Annotated in this window: 13 protein-coding genes; 5 read left to right on the top strand and 8 right to left on the bottom strand. The window is 57.9% G+C overall.

The window, feature by feature from the left end; translation table 11 throughout:
• Positions 1–512: 512 nt before the first annotated feature.
• The 3 genes from FHL07_RS22855 (at position 513) to FHL07_RS22845 (ending at position 6,116) form a co-directional block, all read left to right on the top strand.
• Positions 513–2,891: an efflux RND transporter permease subunit gene (locus tag FHL07_RS22855; RefSeq protein ID WP_095025085.1), complete on the top strand. Its 2,379-nt coding sequence runs from the start codon at positions 513–515 to the stop codon at positions 2,889–2,891.
• A gap of 139 nt (positions 2,892–3,030) precedes the next feature.
• On the top strand, positions 3,031–4,413 hold the full coding sequence (locus FHL07_RS22850; protein WP_138738941.1) for a DUF1329 domain-containing protein: 1,383 nt from the start codon (positions 3,031–3,033) through the stop codon (positions 4,411–4,413).
• Positions 4,414–4,502: 89 nt separating this feature from the next.
• Positions 4,503–6,116, top strand: a complete 1,614-nt coding sequence (locus FHL07_RS22845; protein ID WP_138738940.1) for a DUF1302 domain-containing protein — start codon at positions 4,503–4,505, stop codon at positions 6,114–6,116.
• A gap of 72 nt (positions 6,117–6,188) precedes the next feature.
• On the opposite strand, the gene FHL07_RS22840 is transcribed toward FHL07_RS22845, so the two are convergent.
• From FHL07_RS22840 to FHL07_RS22805, 8 genes are all read right to left on the bottom strand, one after another.
• A complete protein-coding gene (locus tag FHL07_RS22840) occupies positions 6,189–7,373 on the bottom strand; it encodes an acyl-CoA dehydrogenase family protein (protein WP_095018862.1) in 1,185 nt (394 codons plus the stop codon).
• Positions 7,370–8,542, bottom strand: coding sequence for an acyl-CoA dehydrogenase family protein (locus FHL07_RS22835; protein WP_095018863.1), 1,173 nt, complete (start codon positions 8,540–8,542; stop codon positions 7,370–7,372). The genes FHL07_RS22840 and FHL07_RS22835 overlap by 4 nt, the downstream gene beginning before the upstream one ends.
• A 99-nt stretch (positions 8,543–8,641) precedes the next feature.
• Complete coding sequence (locus FHL07_RS22830) at positions 8,642–9,955, bottom strand: hypothetical protein (protein WP_130871656.1); 1,314 nt, start codon at positions 9,953–9,955, stop codon at positions 8,642–8,644.
• A gap of 19 nt (positions 9,956–9,974) precedes the next feature.
• The gene (locus FHL07_RS22825) at positions 9,975–10,478 is read right to left on the bottom strand and encodes a CS1 type fimbrial major subunit (RefSeq protein WP_232527606.1); all 504 of its coding nucleotides are present in this window, start codon (positions 10,476–10,478) and stop codon (positions 9,975–9,977) included.
• Positions 10,478–11,218 carry a pilus assembly protein gene (locus tag FHL07_RS22820; protein WP_095024488.1) on the bottom strand — a complete coding sequence of 247 codons (741 nt, stop codon included), beginning with the start codon at positions 11,216–11,218 and terminating at the stop codon, positions 10,478–10,480. Before FHL07_RS22820 ends, FHL07_RS22825 begins: the two co-directional genes overlap by 1 nt.
• 38 nt (positions 11,219–11,256) lie before the next feature.
• Complete coding sequence (locus tag FHL07_RS22815; protein WP_238705579.1) at positions 11,257–12,504, bottom strand: hypothetical protein; 1,248 nt, start codon at positions 12,502–12,504, stop codon at positions 11,257–11,259.
• A gap of 71 nt (positions 12,505–12,575) precedes the next feature.
• Entirely contained in the window at positions 12,576–15,095 is a 2,520-nt protein-coding gene (locus tag FHL07_RS22810; RefSeq protein WP_138738938.1) for a CS1-pili formation C-terminal domain-containing protein, read from the bottom strand.
• A gap of 101 nt (positions 15,096–15,196) precedes the next feature.
• Positions 15,197–15,691, bottom strand: coding sequence for a CS1 type fimbrial major subunit (locus tag FHL07_RS22805; protein WP_232527604.1), 495 nt, complete (start codon positions 15,689–15,691; stop codon positions 15,197–15,199).
• Positions 15,692–16,295: 604 nt separating this feature from the next.
• Between FHL07_RS22805 and FHL07_RS22800 the strand changes: the two genes are divergently transcribed.
• Both FHL07_RS22800 and FHL07_RS22795 read left to right on the top strand, forming a co-directional pair.
• On the top strand, positions 16,296–17,060 hold the full coding sequence (locus FHL07_RS22800) for an enoyl-CoA hydratase family protein (protein ID WP_095002410.1): 765 nt from the start codon (positions 16,296–16,298) through the stop codon (positions 17,058–17,060).
• 10 nt (positions 17,061–17,070) lie between these two features.
• Positions 17,071–18,225, top strand: coding sequence for an acyl-CoA dehydrogenase family protein (locus tag FHL07_RS22795; RefSeq protein ID WP_095018869.1), 1,155 nt, complete (start codon positions 17,071–17,073; stop codon positions 18,223–18,225).
• Positions 18,226–18,230: the final 5 nt, after the last annotated feature.

Genomic DNA, 18,230 nt, shown 5'->3' with positions numbered 1-18,230 from the left:
CCCTTTTGGAAGGACCCAAAAGGAACCAAAAGGTCCTCGCCCCATCGTACGGCCTTCGCTGCGCTCAGGTTCCCTCGCTCCGGACCTGCTCCGTGGGCACGCCGCCACGGGCCATCCATGGCCCCGTCGCGGCTCTCCCGGTATCCATGCCGGTCGACCCACTCCTCAGCACCTCCTCTCGGCCTCCCGGGAGGGCTGGCAGATCAAAAACACTGCGCCCCGAGGCGGCCGACCGGCCGGCCTGTTCGGTTCGCGTGTACTGCGCAATCTCTGTAGATACTCTGTTGCAGGTCAAGCCCTATTGTGGGAGCGAGCCTGCTCGCGAACGACCTTCGCGAGCAGGCTCGCTCCCACAGTTGCAGTGTTCCTGTAGCAGCAGCCTTCGTTCCTCGGCAGCTACAGGGGCAGTTACCCCATCCCTCAAACAGCCTAACCCTTACGGACGATGTTCAAGGCCCGGCCCCGTCTGATTATCGCGACTACTTTCAACCAGTGTGCGAGGGACCGCGAGCATGGGCGCTTTTGTCTTGTCATCGGCTGTGCAACGCTGCGCCGAGCAGTTGATGGCCCGGCGCAAAGCCTTGCTCGGCTTTTTTCTGTTGCTCACCCTGGCCTTGGGCTACAGCGCCACCCAGGTTCGCCTGGACCCCGGTTTCAACAAGCAGATACCGGTGCGCCATGCCTACATGATCAACTTCCTGGACTTCAGCCGTATCTTTACCGGCGCCAATCGCCTGCTGGTCAGCGTGCACTGGAAAGGCGAGGGGGATATCTATAACCCCGAGTTCCTCCAGACCCTGCAAAACGTCACCGATGACGTGTTTTATCTCTCCGGGGTCAGCCGCCCCAGCGTCACCTCGCTGTTTACCCCCAACGTGCGCTATATCGAAATCACTGAAGACGGCTATGTCGGTGATCTGGTGGTGCCGCCGCAATACGCCGCCACCCCCGCAGATTTGCAACAGGTACGCAGTAATGCCGCGCGCTCCGGGCAGATCGGCCGGCTGCTGGCCAATGACCTCAAATCCGCGCTGGTGCGCGCTGACCTGCAGGACATCGATCCGAAGACCGGCCAGCCCGTAAGCTACATACAAATTGCTCGTGGCCTGGAAGACATCCGCGCCAAATACGCCAGCGACGATATCGAAATCAATATCGTGGGTTTTGCCAAACTGGTCGGCGACGTGGTCGAAGGGCTGAACACGGTGATGGGCTTTTTTGCCATCGCATTTCTGATCACCGCTGCGCTGCTGTGGTTGTATTCACGCTCGTTGCGCCTGACCCTGGTGGCGCTGTTTGTCGCCTTGCTGCCGGTGATCTGGTTGCTTGGCCTGCTGCCGTTGCTGGGCCTGGGTATCGACCCGATGTCGATTCTGGTGCCGTTCCTGATCTTCTCCATCGGTGTGTCCCACGCCGTGCAAATGACCAACGCCTGGAAGCAGGAAGTGCTCGCCGGGAGTGATTCGGTGAGTGCGGCCAAGGTGGCCTTCAGCAAGATTTTCATTCCCGGTGCGCTGGCGTTATTGATGAACGCCCTGGGTTTCGGGGTGATCATGCTGATCGATATCCCCATTGTCCACGAGCTGGGCGTCACGGCCTGTATCGGTGTGATGCTGATGATCATCACCAACAAAATCGTTCTGCCGCTGCTCATCGCCCATCTGCAACTCGAGCCGCACCTGATGACGGCCAGGGCGCGCATTGCCAGCTCGCGTCACCCCCTGTGGTGGCGATTGTCGGCGCTGGCCACACCGGTACCGGCACTCTGGGTGTTTGCCCTGAGCCTGCTGCTGCTGGCGGCAGGCGCGATCAAGGCCCGCGAACTGGCCACTGGTGATATCGGCACCGGCGCGCCGGAGCTGCGGGCCGACTCGCGCTACAACCAGGACAACCAGAAAATCATCAGCAGTTACGCCATCGGCCTGGATGTGCTTTCGGTGTTTCTGACCATTCGCGATCGCAGTGAAGCCTGCCTGGATCCGGCCGTCATGCGAGCGGTGGAAACATTCGACTTCAAGATGCGTGAAGTCCGCGGCGTGCAATCGGTGCAGAGCGTAGCGGGGATGAGCAAGCAGGTGATTGCCGGCAACAACGAAGGCAACCCGCGCTGGGCGGCCATCCCCGGTTCCGCCCAGGGCTTGCAACAGGGCGCCTACGCCTATTCACCGGACTCGGGGCTGGTGACGGACGGCTGCCAGAAAATGCAGATCCTGGTGTTCCTGACCGACCACGAAGGCGCCACCGTGGCCCATGTGCTGGATGAGGCCAGGCGCATTATCGCTGCGATTGCCGTGCCGGGGGTGGAGTTCAAGCTGGCGGGGGGCAATATCGGCGTGATGGCGGCGTCCAATGAAGCGGTCAAGCAGGCCGAAGTGGTGATGCTGGCGGCGTTGTTTGTGTCGGTGGCGCTGTTCTGCCTGCTGACCTTTCGCTCGGTGCGCGCAGTGCTGTGCATTCTGGTGCCCTTGGCGATTGTCGCGGTGCTGTGCAATGCACTGATGGCCCTGCTGGGTATTGGCCTCAAGGTCGCGACCTTGCCGGTAATGGCGCTGGGTGTGGGGGTAGGGGTGGACTACGGCATCTATCTGTACGAGCGCATCGAGCATGAGATGGCCGCGGGGCATGACCTGCGCGAAGCCTTCTACCGCGCCATGTGCCAGCGCGGCACGGCGGCGGTGTTTACCGCGCTGACCATGTCGCTGGGGGTGTGCACCTGGGTATTTGCGCCCCTCAAGTTCCAGGCCGACATGGGTGTGCTGTTGGCCTTCATGTTTATGGTCAACGTGCTGGGGGCGATCTTCCTGCTGCCGGCACTGGCTGCGTGGTTCAACCTGGGCAAGCCGCTGGTGGAACCCGCGATGCTCACGATTGCGCAATCAGCCAGAGCGTGAGTGGGCGCCAGGTTTCAGGTGGGAGCGGGCTTGCTCGCGATTCAGGCGCCGCGATGTATCAGCCAGACCACGTCGATCCAATCGCGGGCACGCCCGCTCCCACCAGTAAATGTGCATGACCAATAAAAAGGAGAACTCCATGGGACGCATCACCCATATGGGCGGCTGGCTGTCAGTTGCCCTGGCATTGCAGGGTTACAGTGCTCTGGCGCTGGCCCAGGCCCCTGCCGACCAGATCACCCGGCTGGGCAAGGACCTGACCTGCGTCGGCGCCGAAAAGGCGGGCAACGCCGCAGGCACCATCCCTGCTTTTGGCGGCCAATGGCTGGGCGCGGCACCGGGGATGAAGTTCGAGGGCACGGGCAAGCATCCCGTAGACCCTTACCCCAACGAAAAGCCGCTGTTTGTGATCACCGCGCAAAACCTCAGTCAGTACGACGGGCACTTGTCCGAGGGGCAAAAGGCCCTGTTCAAACTCTATCCGCAAACATTCCGCATGCCGGTTTACCCTTCGCACCGTGACTTTCGTTTTTCTGACACGGTGTGCAAGGCCACCCTGGAAAATGCCTCGGTCGCCAAACTGGTCGACGACGGCGAAGGCGTGGTTGCCCGCACTGGCGGGGTAGCATTCCCGATACCGCAAAACGGTATTGAACTGCTGAAAAATGCCTCGCTGTTTACCGTGCGTGCCTGGACCGAGGAATACACTTCGGACAACGCCTATGTGCTCAAGGATGGCAATATCAACTGGGGCCGCGTGCACTCGCGCAACATGGCGCCGGGGCTGGAGCCGGGCAAGATTGGCGACACGGTGGGCAATTCGTCTTTCTACCTTAACGAAACCCTGCTGCCACAGCGCGACAAGGGTGAAATCAACACCGGTACCGAGTACTGGAACGACAAGACCGAGCCGCGCCAGAGCTGGCGCTACGATCCGGGTACGCGGCGTGTGCGGCAGTCGCCGGGTTACGGTTTTGACATGGCCTTTCCGGGCTCCGGCGGTTCGATCACTGTCGACGAAGTACGCATCTTCAACGGCTCGGCCCAGCGCTATAACTGGAACATCGTCGGTAAAAAAGAGCTGTATATCCCTTACAACACTGCGCGCCTGCACGCCGGTGACCTGAAGTACGCGAGCATGCTCACTCCCGGTCATATCAACCCCGACCACATGCGTTACGAACTGCATCGCGTGTGGGTGCTCGAAGGTGTGCTCAAGCCGGGTAACCGCCATCTGTACGGCAAGCGCACGCTGTATATCGACGAAGACAGCTGGTTCCCGATCATGGGTGACAACTACGACAACCGCGGCGAGTTGTGGCGCACCTCGATGGTCAATTACTTCTATGCCCCGGAAACGCAAACCTGGCAGGCCGGTGTTGGCCTGTATCACGACCTGAACGCTGGCAGTTATCTGGCCTTCAACCTGATCAACGAACAACGCAACGGCTATGTGCTGAACAAAGGCGGTTTTGCTGCTGGCGATTTTGGCCCCGAAGCGGCACGTCGGGCCGGCAAGTAACGCCCTGACGCCATCCTGCTGTCTGCCACGGGCCCTGCCTGTGCGCAGGTGGCCGGGCGGAGCAAAACAACAATAACAAGGAGCAAGGCATGTTCAAGCAATACACGCGTGTTGTCGGGACCGGTTTATTGTCGGGGCTGAGCGGTCTGGCCCTGGCGGCACCTACCCTCGAGCTGGGCGAAAACACCACCCTCGACTCTTCCCTGACCGTCAACTACACGGCCTCGATGCGTACCGCAAAACCGGATCACGAATACCTGAACAACATCAACTACGATGATGCCACGCGCAACATCAAGCGCGGCTCGCTGATCAACAACCGGGTCAGCGTATTTGGCGAGTTGATGCTCAAGCACGACAACCTCGGCGCCGTGGTGCGCGGCAGTCATTTCTATGACGAGGTCTACCACCAGCGCAACGACAACGACTCACCGGACACGGTGAACAAGACCGGACGCTACAACGACTTCAGCCTGGACACGCGCAAACTCAGCGGCAGCAAGGCGCGGCTGCTGGATGCTTATGTGTATGGCGACTTTACCGTCAATGACGACCAGTACCTGTCACTAAAGGCCGGGCGGCATCTGGTGGCCTGGGGCGAGAGCCTGTTCTGGCCCAACATCAGCCAGGGCCAGGCACCGGTGGATTCGACCAAGTTCAACGTGCCCGGCACCGAAGCCAAGGATGCCTACTTGCCGGTGGGGCAGATATCGGGCGCGTGGTCGGTGAACGAAGACCTGACCCTGCTCGGGTTCTACCAGTACAAGTGGGAAGAAACCCAGCTCAACCCCGTGGGCGACTACTTTGGCAGCGATACCTTTGGCCCGGGGGCCGAGTTCTTCCGGCTCGCCCCGGGCATCGTCGACAACCTGCCCAACGGGGCCGCAGTCGGCTACGCCGGCTCGGTCAAACCGGGCGACAGCGGCGAGTGGGGCCTGGGCACCCGATACCGGGTGACGCAAAACACCGAGGTCGGGCTGTTTCATTACCGTTATCACGACCGCGTCCCGGCACTGTTCTTCGACTTTACCGGGCAGACCCATTACTCGTCCCTGAACAAAGTGGGTGGCAACGGCAATGGCCCGAGTTACCAGCTGGGTTACTTTGACAACATCAAGCTCACCGGCATCAGTTTCACCACCAAAGCCGGTGATTCGGTGCAATTCGCCGGTGATCTGAGCTATCGCGACGGCGCGGCGGTGTACCTGAGCAACGGTGCGCCGGCGCGGGGGCAGGTGTGGCAGGGAAACCTGAATGCCGTGTACATGATCGGGCCGACGTTTATGGCGCAGCAGACCACCCTGATGACCGAGGTGGTGCACCAGCGCATCCAGGGCGTGGATGACCTGACCATTAGCGGTGGCGGGGCGGGCACGGACGGGACTTTCAATAAATATGTGTATGACGGTCAAACACGGGGTTCAAGCCTGTTGGGGATCGGTGCCTATTTCGATCACCCCAGCGTATTCAACGGCTGGGACTTGACCACCAAGGCCACCTGGACCCAGAACATTGACGGCAGTGCCTATTCGGGGTTGGGCCGTGCTGAAAAGCGTCTGACAGTGGGTGGTGATTTCAAGTACCTGGGCAACTTTCAGCTGGGGCTGACTTATGTGGCGTATTTGAGTTCGGCCGATATTGCCCAGGGACGGACAATGGCGGATCGGGATTACCTGTCGTTCAATGGCAAGTACACCTTTTGACCCGGGCCCTCACGGCAACCCTCTCCCGGAGGGAGAGGGGCGGGATGAGAGGGCTTGTGATTCTCAGCCCGTCTACCGGGCCTCCCGCGGCATCCCCAGCGCTCGTTCGGCAATGATATTGCGCTGAATCTCATTACTGCCGCCATAAAGGGTATCCGCACGGGTAAACAGAAACAGCGCCTGCAACCGTGTCAGCTCATAAGGCGCCCCGGCCAGCAACTCGGCCTCTGGCCCCAGTACATCCATCGCCAGCTTGCCCAGGGCCACATGCCAGGTCGACCAGGCCAGTTTGTAGATCGTCGCTTCAGGCCGCAGGCTGCCATCCTGTACCCCGGACAACATGCGCAACGAGTTGTAGCGCAACACCCGCAAGCCGCTCCAGGCCTGTGCGATGCGCTGGCGCAGCACCGGGTCTTGCGCCGCACCATTGGCCTTGGCAATACGCACCACTTCGTCCAACTCATTCTGAAACTGCATTTGCTGGCCCAGGGTCGATACCCCGCGTTCAAACCCCAGCAGCGCCATGGCGATTTTCCAGCCATCACCCGGTTGGCCGATCAGGTTGTCTGCCGAAGCCCGCGCCTGATCAAAAAAAACCTCGTTGAATTCACTGGTACCGGTCAATTGCCGGATCGGCTGTACCCGTATACCCGGCTGGTCCATCTCCACCAGCAAGAACGACAGGCCGCGATGGCCAACACTTCCCGGCTCGGTACGTGCCAGCACAAAGCACCAGTCCGATTCATGAGCCAGTGAGGTCCAGACCTTTTGCCCGCTGATCAACCATTGCCCGCGGTCTTCATCGAAACTGGCGCGGGTCTTTATATTGGCCAGGTCCGACCCGGCACCCGGTTCGGAGTAGCCCTGACACCAAAAGTGCTGGCCCGCCAGTATCGGCGGCAAAAAACGTTGCTGCTGTTCCTGGCTGCCAAAGGCCGCAATCGTCGGCCCTACCAGCCCTTCGCCGATATGGCCCATACGTCCCGGGCCACCCGCCCTTGCGTACTCTTCGAAAAAGATCACTTGCTGGCTGATGCTCAAGCCACGGCCGCCATGCTCGGTGGCCCAGCCAGCACCCACCCAGTGGCCTTGGGCCAAGACCTGTTCCCAGCGCTTGCGCAACCCGGGAGCAAAGTCCTCATCCCCCGGGCCACCGCGAAAGCGCAAAGCTGCAAAGTCACCGCTCAGGTGCTGCTGCATCCACTGCGCAACCTGTTGGCGAAACTGCTCATCTGCTGCGCTAAAACCGATATTCATGTGCACTCTCCGAAAATCTGCCGGGCCAATTGCTCGCGATGAAACGCCGGGGTGCCGAGCATCTGCTCACTTGCCCGGGCTCGCTTGAAATACAGATGCGGGTCGTATTCCCAGGTAAAACCCACGCCACCGTGCAACTGGATGGACTCGGCGGCACACTGGAAAAAGCCTTCGCTGGCAAAAATTTTCGCAGTGGCCGCGGCTTCCCCAAGTTGCTCACGGATACCCGGATCACCATCGATATTCAGGCACTCGGCGGCAATGCAGGCAGCGTAGTAACTGGCCGAGCGCGCGCATTCGATGGCCAGCATCAAATCGGCACAGCGGTGCTTGATGGCCTGGAAACTGGCGATAGTGCGACCAAATTGTTCGCGGCCGCTGATATAGGCCAGAGTGATGTCCAGCGACTGCTGTGCGCCACCGGTCTGCTCGGCCGCCAGGCCAACACAGGCTATCTGCAGCACATCGCGCAGCATCGGCCAGCCTTGCCCGGGTTCGCTGAGCAACTGATCGTCGTGGACGACTACATCGTTCAGGGTGATGGTAGCCAGGCGGCGGGTCTGATCCAGTGTCGGTTGCCACTGGCAAACAATCCCGGGAGTATCGGCAGGCAGTGCAAACAGGCGGATACCGGCTTCGCCGACGCTGCCCGGCGTGCGTGCGGCAATGATCAACAGCTGGCAATCGCTGCCATCGATCACATAGTGATACTCGCCATTGAGGCGATACCCCCCCGCATGGCTCTGCGCATACACCTGCACGGCGCTGTCGTCCCAGCGAGGCGCGCTGGTGTAGGCGAGGCTGGCGCGAATCTCACCGGCGGCAATCAACGGCAGCCAGCGTTCCTTGAGTGCTTCATTGCGACTGAGCAGCAGGGCAGGGGTGGCCAGGCAGCAGGTTGCAAAGAATGGTGTGGGCAGCAGGCAGCGCCCGAGCTGTTCCTGGAGCAGACTGACTTCGACAAAGCCCAGGCCAAGACCTCCATAGGCCTCGGGGATCGCCAGTGCGGGCCAATACAGCTCCCTGGCCATTCGCGCCCAGGTAGCGGTGTCGTACCCCTGATCGCTGGTCATGGCCGTGCGCACCGCAGCGGAGCTGGCCACTTGGTTCAAAAAACGTTCGGCGGATGCCTGAATCATTCGCTGTTCGTCTGTCAGGGCAAGCTCCATATGGGCCTCGTCGTAAAAATACGGATCAAGGCGCCAGCATGAAAGCGCGCAGCACGGGTGCAATCCCTGAGCCGGACTAGTCCGTTTGATTAGCCCGAGTCAGATTTCGGAGTCCCAGACTACCGTGATATTCCCGGAATACTTGCCTTGCTCGGACAACATCTGCAGGACATGCTGCCTTTGTATTTCAAAATGCAGCGTGGATGGCTTGTTATCGACATAGTGCGTGGACTTGAACAGCAGTCCAGTTGAAGCCCTTAGGGGTTCTCGAGAGACCGAGGAGTCATCATCATTGCCGATGCCATTGGGCATGCTGACCAGAACATCGACTGGAACTGAGTGGCCGCTGCTGGTATTGCTGATTGCGCAGGTATCGCCTACCAACCGGTCACAGGCCAGTTGCATCTTGAAACGTGAGCTGGCAGAAATCATGAAAGGCTGATCCCGAAAAAGTTTCTCGGGCGTGCGGCCATTTTGCATCCATTCTTGCCAACTACCCTTGGGTGTCAGTTCTACTTTATTGCCGCCGGGTGGAATATCCACTTTAAGGGTGTGCTGGACATTAAGCAGGAATTTGATCGTGAGTATATTGTCGCTGGGGAGCATATTGTCTCCCATGTCAATGTCTTGGTAAGGCCCCACGGTATAGTTGATTTCACCATTATAATCACCCGATGACATTCCGAGTGGGTTGGGCGTCTTCATTTCATAAGAGAAGTCCAGGGTTCGATAAGTGAAGTTGGGGATGTCGTACAGTGCTGCTCTACTACAGGTTGCTCCGGAAACAGGTGTTGTCCAGTAGATCGGGATTCCGAACCAGTTAGCGACGAATGTCGTCGCACCAATGCAGGTGCCAGCCCCCCGCCATAAATAACCTCCCACCCATAATTTATTGAGACCATCCGACCAGCTGCTTGCATTGGGTACCAAGGTATGGATGTTCTGTGGTTCGATAGATGTATATGTTCCAATGCCGGTGATACGAACCTGTAACTCTTCAGTTTCCAGCGTTTGAGCATGGGTGACGATCAGAGTACGCCAATCACTGTTTGCCCGAATCATCATGCCTTGCCTGGGGTCTGGGTTGTTGGCAATTATCCGGCTGGAGTTGCGAAAGGAAATAGGGGCGGAAATGCTGATAATGCCTTTATTGATACAGGTTTGAGGCACGTAGCTGCAGTAGTGGCTATTGCTGGGTGTTTTGTTTGTGAATGTATTTTGGTGTGGAAGTGCCGGGTCGGGCTTGAACTCGGCCCGCACATTGACGTTCGCAGCATACACAGGCTGAAGAAAACCAAGTGTCAATACAAAAATGGCCAATACACAAGTTTGCCGATATATTGAGAATGGTACGTTATTCAAAGGAGTGGGGTTGTAATCAATGACAGAGGCCCTGGAGGGTTTATTCTTCATGCTATTACCTGAGTGCTGTTTATTGAGCTGCAGAAGGCGTCGGCCCATCAAACATGATTTGGACACTGCCAAAGTATGCCCCTGGCTTAAAACCTGTTTCAGGCTTGATCGCCTCGATTCGTAAGGGAACCCTGTAACCCGTTTTGGCTTCGTTGTCGGGCACGACCACTGTGTCGGTCAGCGCAAGTTCGTGGCCATTGAACTTGACCCGCAGGCTGATCAGATCCCTTCCGTTGGACAGCATTGATTCATGGCCCAGGCGTGCGGTAATGGCGCCACTGCGACTGCGTACATCGAATGACGCCTGCAGGGGCTCCAGATACCCGCGGGCAAGGTTCCACTTCATTATTTGTGTGCGCTCTAGAAACTGCGACTCCACGGGCAATATATAGAAGTCCGGGGTCGGAATAGTGACACTCACTTCAAAGATGTGTTCTTCGCGCGCTGCAAACCCCGCTTGCATCCAGAGTGCCAGGCTTGCCGCGACAGTCAGGCATGAGATTTTGCACGCAGATAGATGCATCAGCCTTTAACCTCCATGGGTTTATTGTTACTGCCCTCAATCAGGATAAAGCGATAATGACGGCCAGCTTTTTTGGTAAAGCTGAACAGGCGACCCGGCAAGATATGGTTTTTGGTAACGGGCTCGCACTCCAGCGGGTTCTGGACGGAGCAGTCTTTGAATTCATCAAGCAGCATGATGGTATTGCCGTTGTTTTTGACTGAGTACTGTTGTGCGGTGTCGTTTATCTGGGTATCAAAACCGGCGTTTTCAGGGCGTACAACAAAGAAGGTGCCATAGCCTGCGAGCACGTTGATCCCGGCCGACAGGGTCTTTTTATAGACGTCGGTTTCTTCGGTGGAAAGGGCAAATTCATCTTCTTTTTCCGGCACGACCGGCACAAAACGCACGCGAAAATACCGCTCTTGGTCTCGTATCCCCTTGAACAGCAGGCGGGTGCCCTGGGTGCCGCTGGCAGGGATTATCAGCCGTGCCGGGCTGGCGATCAGGCCATCACGCATGGCTGCATTGCCTTGGGTTTTCAGCGGTACTTCTTCTGAAGTGCCGTCGGCTTTGTAGACTATCTCCAGTATGGAAACGCGAACAAAGGCGGTGCTGCCGCCGCCGTTATACACCCGCTTCAAATAGGTGCTTTTATCGCCATCCATATAGTCAAAGACGGTTCCGACGTTGATACTGGGGCCCGCGATGGCACCCAATGAGATACCCCATAGACTGAGTATGGCACTTGCAAGTTTCATGGTAAGTTCCTGTTTTCTCTATTTACTACCCGGGAGCCTTAAACTTCCGAATCCCAGATGACGGTCACATTTCCTTTATAGGTGCCTTCCTGGTCGAGCATTTCATTCACGTATTTCTTTTCGATTTCGAAGTGCAGTACCCCGGTTTTTCCATCCACATATCGGCTGGGCTGGAACAGTTCAGTACCCTGGCCGCTTGTAAGCAAGGGCTTACGGGTGATCGAAGCGCCGTTTGAATCGGTAATGCCGCCGGGCAGACTGACAAATATATTGATCGGCACGTTGTGGCTCACGTTGTTGCTGAGTGCGCAGGTGTCGCCCATGACTCTTTCGCAGCTCAATAGCATCTTGAAACGTGAACTGGCGGAAACACTAAAGGATTGGTCGCTGGCAAGTGTTTCCGGTACTCGAGCTATGAGCAACCATTGATACCAGCCGCCTTTGGGAACCAGCTCGACCCTATTACCGCCCGGGGGGATATCAACTTTTAAGGTGTGCTGAACGTTCAGGATAAAATTGAGATTCAGCACGGAGCTGTTAGGGATCAACAAATCACCCATGTCGAAATCCTGGTAAGGCCCTATTGTGTAAGCCAAGTTTCCGGAATAGTCACCTGCTGACATGCCTAATGGATCAGGTGTCTTTAATTCGTAGGCGAAGTCCAAAGAGTGGTATGCCAACTTTGGGATGTTGTAAAGTGCCTTTTTGGCACAGGTTACATCGGCCTCCGGTGCTCCCCAAAAGAACCAAAAATTTCCACCGGTGTAGAGGGGCGTCGATTTTCTGGTGCAGGGTGACGGCGGTATCGACCAGTTACTTCCGGACCACAGTTTGTTATGCCCGTCCCCCCAGCTTGTCGCACCAGGAACCAGGGTGTGTACGGTGTCGGGGTCAATGCTCAGTACTGTACCAAAACCGGTTATACGGATCTTCACTTCCTCTGTTTCCAGAGTCTGGTTGTGCCTGACGGTTAATGTCCGCCATGCTCCCGGGATTGTCACCATCGCACCTTGACGCGGATCTGTGTGATTGGCTACTACAGGCACCGCAGACCTGAAAACTACGGGGGCGGCGATGCCGAACACGCCTTTGGAAGCGCAGTCAGCAGGGTTGTAATAGCAATATTGACCGGTATTCGGTGTTTTATTCGTAAATACATTGCGATTGGGAAAGGCGGGGTCAGGTTTGAACTCTGCATTTATTGTTATCTCTACCCCGTGAGTATTGGGCGGGGCAACAAGGCCACAAACAAAAATCAATACAATACCGGCAGCGGTTTTTGCCATCCGATTTAGCCTGCGGCTTTGTGCCAGACTCAATAAACACTTTACGTTGAAGTCCGCTAGATTGTTCCGCTTCATCCTGCTGCCTCAACATTATTAGCCGATTCTGCCAACGTGTCGGGATGGCAACGCAGGTCGCCGATTTCCAGCACATTGTTCTGCCTGAGGGTTTTGGTGATGTCGATACGGAATTGGCAGAGTAATGCTTCGTCCTTGCGCACTTCCAGAGTGGGAGTGCCGGCGTTCATCTCCATTGAGAAGAAACCGTCCACTTCACTGATGCCGCGGCTGGTGGTGTTGATGATGTGATAACCCTTGAGCGGGTTACCGTCCGCGTCAATCAAGCGGCCAAGAACGGTGACGGTATTCACCACGTTGATCTTGCGGTAGCCCACGCCGCCCTTGTTCAGGTGATAACGGGCGCGAGGTGGCTGGATCGCAGCGGCGGGCACGTGGTTGCCCTGAAAGTCGAAACTGACTGAGCTGCTCTCGTACGCGGTGAGGGGAATATAGTTGCGGCCGGGGCGCAGCATGGTGCTGCCACCGCTGAGGTCATCGGCACGCAAGGCAATGTTGGCGATATCGGACTCGACGTCGACGATCATTCCGGCCCCGCGCCCGGAGGGCTCACTGCTCATGGCCATGGTCAAGCCGCTCAGGGCGATGGTGCTGTCCAGGTTAAGGCCACCGCTTAGGTAGCCGTTATAAGACGAGCGTTGCACAAAGGTATCGGCGCTGAGGCTGTCGGTCAGGAAGGTGGCCCGCCCATTGACGCCCACTCCGTAGGTATCGGTACTTGCGGTGGCAGCCACGCTTTGCAGGACGTGGCCTTCGATATTTTTGCTGTAACTGAGGGAGGCATTGTTGTCACGCTCACCGTCCCGGCCGGTGCGTGACCCCAGGCTGGCTGACCAGCGTTCACCCGGGCCGCCGAGGGCCAGGCTGATGCTCAGGTCGACCCCGCGATTGCGCTTGTTGCCGGAACTGAGGCTGCCGGGTCGATCAAAGACCGACAAACGCCAGTTACCGTCGCTGCCAAACAGGTGCGTGGGTTGCGCCCAGCCCACGTCCAGGCCGTAGCCGCGGCTATAGCCATTGCTGTGGGAGAGGCGGGCACTCAAGGTGCTTTGCAGGCCGAAGCGATGGTTCAGGGACAGGGCGGTAGTGCTGGTCTGGCCCACATAGCTGGACTTTGTGCGCAGGCGCGTGCCGTCCGGCAGGGTTTCGTAGGTGTTACGGGTGTCGAGCCAGCTGCGGTTGTGGTTGAACACGACATTGCCGAGGCCGTAGTGGTACTGGCCGTTAAAGTCGACACCGGTGCCGTAGCTTTGAGTCTTGTAAAGATTGGCATAAAAGGTGAGATTGCTGGCCAGCGTCCAGTCAATGGCGGTGCCCCATTGCATCCTGTTTTTTACCTGGCGCGCAGACAGACCCAGGATGGCGCGCGGGTGCAGCAGGTAATTGAGCGAGGCGCCGGCGGTCATGTCGCCGGTGGCCTGGTCGTCCCAGTTGCTCAGCAGTTTGCTTTCGCGTCCGGCGAACAGGTTATAGCGCCATGGGTCGTCGTAGTTGCGCCAGTTGGACGGTTTATAGATCAGCTCCGAAGACGTGCTGCTAACTCGGCCGTCTTCGACCAGGCGAACCTCGACTTCGTAAATACCGCTGGGCAAGGGGCGGATATCGAGGCTCTGCAAACCGGCGGCAACCAGCTGGGAATTGATCAACAGGCCGTTGCGGTAGATTTGTGCCGTTGCCGGACGACTGGCGGTGACATACACCGGGTATACGCCGGGTTTGGCTTGATCGATGACCAGGCTGTCGGAACTGCCATACATGATGCCCACTGTGGTATCGGGGCTGGCGCCAAAAGTGCGAATTTGCCGGGTCAAACCTTCGGAGCCTGGAGTGAAATAGCCCAGGCGCAGAAATGTACCTTCCAGTTCACGCTGGGTGTGGGCTTCATAGACAGCATGTTTGAGCTGACTTTGGTCCGGACCATCCATGCGTGTGAGTTGCAGGTTGAGCGTTTGGCTCCAGTGGCCGATGCTGCCGCTGGCCTCCAGGCCATAACGACCGTCAACTTGCTCTCGCTGGCCGGCGGTGAGGTTTAGCTGATTGCGCACAATCAAACCGCCGCTGCCGCCGCTGGGCAGTTCGTGATAGCGGCTCTTCTGATAATCCTGTTCCGCCCTGGCGGTCAGCAACGAGACCATGGAGTTTTCCAGGTTGTAATGAACCGCCATTAACTGTTCGGGGCATTTGCCAGTGCAGGCTCCCAGTTGCACTCCTTGCTGGAGAAACTCCGACCAGGTGTCGCGCTCACTGGCCGGAATCTGGCTGGCGTTGAAGTCGGTGAACTCAAGGAGGGTCAGACGATCATCGCGGGTCAGTACGACCATGGCTTCACCCACCAGTTGCGAGTTGCGCTCGACCTGAACGGCCAGCGGTACATCGAAAAGGTGCTCTTCGAAGTCAGCCGGCAAGCCTTTGGCCTGGGCAAGCAAACTTCGGGGTGTACTGACTTCTGCGGCTGCCATTGATGCTGCAGGGAACAACAAGGCCAGCGTCACCGCGATGCGAGTCATCGGGAACATAAACGCAATACTCTAATAACGGACAGTCAATCCAGAAGAGGCGCCCGGTCGAAAACCGGCCGGGCGCGGGTATCGCCAGATGAATCAACGGTGTTGGCAGATCAGGGGGTGGGTGGCGTGCTGTCGAACATCACGGTAAATGCGGTACTGAAATTGCCAGAGGCACCTGTTGGTATGGCGCCAGCAGATACCTCCAGCTCTGCAGTACCGCCTGCGGCGGAGGCGGGGGCGGTTGCCACCTCCAGGGCTGCAGCCGTAAGGGTCACACCGTTGAATTTGGTGGTCAGAGGGATGTTGTGTGCGGTGTTACCGTTGAACAGCGCCCGTGGCCCGCCATCGATATACGCGCGCAATGCACCGCCTGTGCTCTTGTAGGTGAAGTTTTCACGAAGGCTGTTGATTTTGTTTTGGCCGATGTCATAGCCCATTACTTCAGCCTGACCGAAGGTCGGGCTAGAGGCTTGTGCATAGAAAGCAGTGCTTGGAACAGTGGCGCTGATATTAATCTGGGTACTTGTACTGTCGGCAGCCCATGCACTGGAAACACCGAACACCATTACTGCCGCAGCAACCAGAGCGGTTTTGTTTATTAACATTTTGTTTACCTGTTGTATAATAGGTGTAAAGGAACATGCATTTGTGGAAACAGAGTGTTTTCCAATCGGCCGAGGATGATTAAGTTTGAATTCCGTCCAGATATCTGGCGTTTGTCATCAGGCTGGAATGGGCTTTCGACCCCCGGCTGGTCAAGCTGGATCAGAATATTAGAATTTCAGGATGGTTGAAGTAGCCAAGTGCGAACGTTTAAGTGGCTTTGGTCTTGCGATCTTGCGGCTTTCTTCCTTTGATAGTTGAGTGAATAATCCTGCTTGTATAAGTTCCTTCTGTAAGTGCAGGCTATGGCAACAAGTTGTATTGTTTGAGCTTTGTTATTTTCTGCTGGGGCGGCTGATCTGTTTTTATAAGAGAGTGCTGTGTTGTTTGAGTGAAATATCCAAGTAAAACGTAAGTTCATTAGTTCTTATGGCGTAGGGTGTGATTAATTAATGATGATTGATCGCTGCCGCGGGCATTTACTTGTGGCTATACGGGCGTGCGCCTGTGGCTCTGTGTCTTATGTTTAGTCTCAACGGACGATGATCCGCCTCGCGCGCCTTCCCATACTGCTCCCATGGTTTTTTTGCCAATCCAGGAGCACATGTGAACAGCGCAGCCCATACCGCATTTCAGACCAGTATCGACGCGGGCGTCGCTGAACTGGTGATCGACCGGCCACCGGTCAATGCCCTCGACAGCCAGGAATGGCTCGATCTGGCACGTACTCTCGAAGCATTGGGGCAAGACCCGCAAGTGCGAGTCATCGTGATCCGCTCCGAGGGCCGTGGCTTCTGCGCCGGGGTCGATATCAAGGAACTGGACGCCCACCCCGAACGTATCGTGACCGTCAATGCCGGCAACTACGCCACCTTCAAGGCCATTCACCGCAATCCGGTGCCGGTGATTGTTGCCGTGCATGGCTATGTGCTGGGTGGCGGGATCGGTATTACCGGCGCTGCCGATATTGTCGTTGCCTCCGATTGCGCCAGTTTTGCCTTACCCGAAGTGGATCGCGGCGCCATGGGCGGCGGGGCGCATTTGCAGCGTCTGTTCCCGGTGCAGAAAGTCCGTTATCTGTTTTTGACCGGCGACAAGATCAGTGCCGTTGACGCCCAGCAATACGGCTTTATCGAGCGCGTGGTGCCCCGTGAGCAATTGCGTGAAACCGCGCTGCAAATTGCCCGCAAGATCGCCAGCAAAAGCCCGGACATGATCCGCATCGCCAAGGAGGCCCTGAACGGTATCGAAGACGGCAACCTGGAAGACAAATACCGCTGGGAACAGGGGTTCACGCTGCAGGCCTACAACAGCACGGACTCCGCCGAAACCCGCCGCGCATTCGTTGAAAAACGCGACGCCAACTTCTGAGGAGCTGACGATGGATCTGACCTACTCCCCCAAACAAAAGGCTTTTCGCCAGGAGGTGCGCCAATGGCTGGCGGACAACCTGCCGACCACGCCGCTGGCCAGCTACGATACCCGCGAGGGCTTCGAGCAACACCGCCAGTGGGAAGCCAAATTATTCGAAAACCGTCTGTCGATGGTCATGTGGCCCACCGAGCTGGGCGGGCGCGGCTGCGACCTGATCGAGTGGCTGATTTTCGAAGAGGAATATTACGGCGCCGGCGGGCCGATGCGGGTCAATCAGAACGGCCAGCTGTTGCTCGGCCCGACGCTGATGGAGTTCGGCACCGAGGCGCAAAAACTGCGTTTTCTGCCGCGCATGGCCGCCAGTACCGACATGTGGGCCCAGGGCTGGTCCGAACCGAACGCAGGTTCCGACATGGCCGCTATCACCAGCAAGGCCACCCGCGATGGCGACAGCTACGTGCTCAACGGCCAGAAAACCTGGTCCACACGAGCGATTTTTGCCGACTGGCTGTTCGGCTTGTTCCGTAGCGATCCGTCGTCCAGCCGCCATCACGGGCTGTCCTTCGTGATGGTGCCGCTCAATGCACCGGGTGTCACCGTACGCCCGATCAAGGCCCTGAACGGCAAGGATGCGTTTGCCGAAGTGTTCTTTGATGACGTGCGCATCCCGCTGGAAAACCGTATTGGCGATGAAGGCCAGGGCTGGCATGTGGCAATGGCCACTGCCGGCTTCGAGCGAGGTCTGCTGCTGCGTTCCCCGGCCCGTTTTCAATACACGGCGCGCAAATTGGTGGAGCTGTACCAGGCCAACCGCACCAGCGCCGATCGTGATCCGAGCCTTGGCGAGGCGGTGTGCAAGGCCTGGTCGGACGCCCAGGCTTACGCCCTGTCTGCGTACCACACCGTGGGCCGCCTGAGCCGCGGGGCACAGATTGGCGCCGAGTCGAGCACCAACAAAATATTCTGGTCGGAGCTGGATCTGCGCATGCACGAAACCGCCATGCGCATTCTCGGCGCCAGTGGCGAGCTGACCGGTCAATCGGAGGGCGGCTACAGCTGGCTGGACGGCTTTTTGTTCGCCCAGGCCGGGCCTATTTACGCCGGCACCAACGAGATCCAGCGCAACATTATCGCCGAGCGCATGCTCGGCCTGCCGAAGTGAGGCCG

Source organism: Pseudomonas sp. FSL W7-0098, assembly GCF_005930585.1.
GTDB classification, from domain to species: Bacteria; Pseudomonadota; Gammaproteobacteria; order Pseudomonadales; family Pseudomonadaceae; genus Aquipseudomonas; species Aquipseudomonas bubulae.
This window is presented reverse-complemented; position numbering and strand designations above follow the sequence as displayed.